The organism is Desulfurella sp., from assembly GCF_049977265.1.
Lineage (GTDB): Bacteria > Campylobacterota_A > Desulfurellia > Desulfurellales > Desulfurellaceae > Desulfurella.
On the sequence record NZ_JBMFGQ010000067.1, the window covers coordinates 1 to 4284 of the forward strand.

The window sequence follows — 4284 nt, forward strand, 5'->3', positions numbered from 1 at the left end:
TTTTGTATGCCTATGCCTATGGTTTGGTTTTGGTAGGCACCAATTTGGACAATCTTATTTACAAAGTTGCCATCAAGTAAGTTTATACCTTTGTACGATGTAGTAGCTGCAATGTTGTTAATCTCTGCAAGCAGACCGTTGATGTTACTTTGCAGAGCCTGTCTTGAAGCTGAATCTTGCGTTGCGTTTGCAGCCTGAGTTGCCTGTTGTGCGATGTTTGTTACTAAAGTAATGGATTGTTGTAGCGCCTGATCAGCTATGTTTATCAAGTTTACTGTGTCGTTGCCGTTTGATATTGCCTGGCCTAAGTTTGTTGCCTGGAAATTCAAAGAGTCTGCTATAGTCATACCTGATGGGTCAACTGCAGCGCTTGTTAGCCTCAAGCCCGTTGACATACTCTGTAATGTGCCTGAAAGCTGCGTGCTGTTTTGATTTAATGCATTTATAGCCTGCATCGCCGCTATGTTTGTGTTAATTTGAAGACTCATGGTAAACCTCCTTTTTGTTTTTTTGAGCTTCTAAGTATTGAATCGGATGAATTGTAAAAAATTAAAGGTTTAAAAAAAATTTTTTTAAAGGCACTAAAATGCTTTATTTTACCAAAAAAACGCTTAGATTATAATGATGAATATTTACGCAGTTTTAGCCGATGTTGTTGTTATAATACATTTTTTATATGCATTAACTATTATTGTTGGACTCATTCTAATATATATTGGCAAATATATAAAATGGCATTTTGTAAAAAATGCAACATTCAGGATTATCCATTTAGTTATGATAATGATTGTAGCATTTGAGTCTGTTTTTCATATAGAATGTCCTTTGACATACATAGAGTATAAATTGCTAAGTTTGGCTAAAATGCATTATCAAAATACACCTTTTATAGCTGGTTTTATTAACAAAATACTATTTTGGAATTTGCCAAATGAGTTTTTTGATATACTCTATATCGCGCTTGCCATATTTATATTACTCAGTTTTTTTATTGTGCCCATAGATTTCAAAAAATAATTGACAACGGACATATGTTCATTTATAATACTTTTTAAGGAGGGTTGAATATGAAAATACTGCTTGCAACAAAAGGTCAAACATTAGATAGTGCAATTGATGAGAGGTTTGCAAGAGCCAGTTATTTTTTGATTTACGATGACAGAACAGGTCAATTAGAAGTAATAAATAATAACCAGGAGCTTTCGCACGGCGCAGGTCCTCAAGCGGTTCAGATCGCCATAGATAATGGTGCAAGTGCAATAATTTCTGCAATGCCCGGTCAAAATGCCCTGCAAGCTATTAGGGCAGCAAATATTAAAGTTTACGAGGCAGTTGGTTTAAGTGCAAAGCAGGCTATAGAAAAGTTAAAGTCAAATGAATTAAAAGAGTTATGATAATAGCAATATTGTCAGGCAAGGGGGGCACGGGCAAAACCACTGTTTCAACAAACCTTGCTTATGTTTTAGACAAAAAAGGCCATAGCGTAAAGCTTATAGATTTAGACGCAGAAGAGCCAAATGCGCATCTTTTTTTTGATATTGACTATAGTGAACATATAGACGTAGATGTCAAAATACCAAAAGTTGATAATGCAAAGTGCACTCACTGTGGTGATTGCGCAAAGGCGTGTCAGTTTAGCGCTATTGTTGTATCAAGCAAATCAGTGCTTGTGTTTGCACATTTGTGCCATGCGTGCGGTGCATGTTTGCTTGCATGCAAGTATAATGCTTTGGAAGAAATACCAAAAAATATAGGAAAAATTTCTTTGGGTAGTGCAAATGGCATTGATTTTGTAAAAAGCCAGATGAATATAGGAGAGCCATCTGCTGTTAGAATTATAAGACAGGCAAAAAAATATACAAATAAAGATAAAATCAACATTTTAGATTGTCCGCCAGGTGTATCTTGTCCTACAGTTGAATCAATACAGATGGCAGATTTTTGCGTACTTGTAACAGAACCTACACCATTTGGTTTGCATGATTTAAAGCTTGCAGTGGATCTTACAAGACAATTTGGTTTAAAAATAGGTATTGTAATAAACAGATACGATAATAAATTTATTGAACTTGAGTCATATTTGGAAGAAAATAACATACCATTGTTGTTAAAGATACCTTACGATATAAAAATTGCTCAAAGCTACTCAAAAGGTAAGTTATTTTCAAAAGAAATTACCCAATACGAGAATATGTTTGTTGAATTATACAATAAAATTTTGGAGATGGTGCAGTGATTGTAAGGCAGTTAGCAATCGTTAGCGGAAAAGGTGGCACAGGCAAGACAACGCTCAGTGCTTCTTTTGCACATCTGGCAAAAAATGCTTTGATGGTTGATTGTGATGTAGATGCACCAAATCTACATATTATACTAAAGCCTGCAGTTAATAAAACATTTGAGTATTTTGGTTCTAAAAAGGCATTTATTGATTATAATAAATGCATAAATTGTGGTATCTGCGCCTCAGTTTGTCGATTTGAAGCAATAGATTTTGAGCAAAATCAATACAGGGTTAAAGAATATGCTTGCGAGGGCTGCAATGCATGCGTAATTGCCTGTCCAGTTAATGCTATAAGCTTGGAAAAAACTTTAAATGGCAAGTATTTTGAGTCTACCTGCGAGACAGGCTATATGGCGCATGCGCTGTTGAACCCAGGTGAGGAAACCTCAGGTGGTTTAATATCTGAAGTAAGAAAGCTATCTTTAGAAATTGCCTACTCAAAAAAGGTAGAATTAATTATTATTGATGGAGCTCCAGGTATTGGTTGTCCTGCTACATCATCAATTGTGGGTGCAAAATATGTAATAGTTGTAAGTGAGCCAACAAAAAGTGGTCTTCATGATCTGGTGCGCATTGTGGAAACAATAAAGCATTTTAAAATACCACATGGAATTGTGATTAACAAGTTTGACATAAACATTGAGCAAACAAAAGAGATTGAAAAATACGCTCAGGAAGAAAATTTAGAAATAATTGGCAAAATTCCTTTTGATAAAACTGTTGTAGAGGCTACAAGAAAAGCAAAGCCAATTATTGAATATGATTGCAAAAGCGCATTTGCTGTAAAAGACATATTTGAAAAAACAATCCAAAAGCTAAATTTATCGCCCCAAAGCTAAAAGCCTTGAGGCGATTTGTATATATTGTTAGGAGAGGAGCTCTTCTACTGTTACGTAGTCGCCAACGCGACCTGTCATTTTTTCTTCGTCTGTATTGACAGGCAAAGTTTTCTTACCAGGTCTCCAATTGGCTGGGCAAACTTCGCCTGTCTTATATGAATGCTGATGGGCTTGGATTTGTCTTATGAACTCATTTACGTTTCTACCTACAGGTGGTGCTTGAACTTCTTGCGCTACTATTACACCATCTGGATTTATTAAAAATCTGCCACGTAAAGCAATACCGGCACCTTCTATCATGACATTAAATTTTCTTGAAACCTCACCGGTTGGATCTGCGCCAATAGTTAATTTCAAGCCTTTTAGTAGTGGCTCTGTTTCTACAAAGCGTTTGTGTGAAAATTTTGTATCTGTTGAAATTGCAAGTATCTCGCAGCCAAGCTCGTTATGTAATACATCATATTTTGCATTCATTGCAGCAAGCTCAGTTGGGCAAACAAATGTAAAATCTGCTGGGTAGAAGCAAACAATTGTCCACTTACCTGCGTAATCTGCGCTTGAAACCTTTTTGTAATGGCCACTTTGTGCATCGTATGCATCCATTTTAAACTCTGGCATTTTTTGAAGAACTAAACTCATCGTACACCTCCAAATCAATTTTGATAAATATTATCAAAAAATAAAAATTTGTCAAGGAAAAAAATTATTATTTGCAATTTTTTAAAAAAGTATTATATTTGCTTTTATGGAAGTAATTGATTATGCGTATTTAGAAAGTATACTAAACAAAAAAAATTTAAAAGTAACGCCACAAAGATTGCATATATTATCTCTTATCAAACAGTTTGGTCACATGGATATAGATGAATTGTATTTACAGATTAAAAAAAACTACCCCTACATGTCACTTGCAACAATTTACAAAAATATTTCGGTAATGGTAGAAAATGGCATATTAAATGAGATAAAAATTGCTCAGCAAAAAACAAAATATGAGTTATTGGCCGACTTTCATGCACATTTTATCTGCACAAACTGTAAAAAAATAGAAGATCTAGATATAGATATAAGTTGTATTCTAAAAGGTTTTGATCAAGCAAGCGTGCAAAGCGTCCAATTGCAGATTTACGGTATTTGCAACGCCTGCCAGAAAAAAAAGAATTT

At 34.8% G+C, this 4284-nt stretch carries 6 protein-coding genes and 1 pseudogene; 5 read left to right on the forward strand and 2 right to left on the reverse strand.

Annotated elements, in window-relative coordinates; translation table 11 throughout:
• Positions 1–488 (reverse strand): annotated as a pseudogene (locus tag ACP5FO_RS08420) (flagellin B); the annotation flags it as partial.
• 136 nt (positions 489–624) lie between these two features.
• On the opposite strand from ACP5FO_RS08420, the gene ACP5FO_RS08425 reads away from it, so the two are divergent.
• Genes ACP5FO_RS08425 through ACP5FO_RS08440 form a run of 4 tightly spaced genes read left to right on the forward strand, consistent with a single transcriptional unit; the run spans position 625 to position 3120 of the window.
• A complete protein-coding gene (locus tag ACP5FO_RS08425; protein ID WP_428157376.1) occupies positions 625–1017 on the forward strand; it encodes a DUF2784 domain-containing protein in 393 nt (130 codons plus the stop codon).
• A gap of 50 nt (positions 1018–1067) precedes the next feature.
• Positions 1068–1394, forward strand: coding sequence for a NifB/NifX family molybdenum-iron cluster-binding protein (locus ACP5FO_RS08430; RefSeq protein ID WP_428157377.1), 327 nt, complete (start codon positions 1068–1070; stop codon positions 1392–1394).
• On the forward strand, positions 1391–2236 hold the full coding sequence (locus ACP5FO_RS08435; protein ID WP_428157378.1) for an ATP-binding protein: 846 nt from the start codon (positions 1391–1393) through the stop codon (positions 2234–2236). The genes ACP5FO_RS08430 and ACP5FO_RS08435 overlap by 4 nt, the downstream gene beginning before the upstream one ends.
• Entirely contained in the window at positions 2233–3120 is an 888-nt protein-coding gene (locus ACP5FO_RS08440; RefSeq protein ID WP_428157379.1) for an ATP-binding protein, read from the forward strand. Before ACP5FO_RS08435 ends, ACP5FO_RS08440 begins: the two co-directional genes overlap by 4 nt.
• A gap of 27 nt (positions 3121–3147) precedes the next feature.
• Here the strand turns inward: ACP5FO_RS08440 and ACP5FO_RS08445 are convergent, their stop codons facing one another.
• The gene (locus ACP5FO_RS08445; RefSeq protein ID WP_428157380.1) at positions 3148–3759 is read right to left on the reverse strand and encodes a peroxiredoxin; all 612 of its coding nucleotides are present in this window, start codon (positions 3757–3759) and stop codon (positions 3148–3150) included.
• Between the two features lie 106 nt (positions 3760–3865).
• Here ACP5FO_RS08445 and ACP5FO_RS08450 point away from each other — a divergent pair.
• A partial coding sequence (locus ACP5FO_RS08450; protein ID WP_428157381.1) for a Fur family transcriptional regulator occupies positions 3866–4284 on the forward strand: 419 nt, incomplete at its 3' end.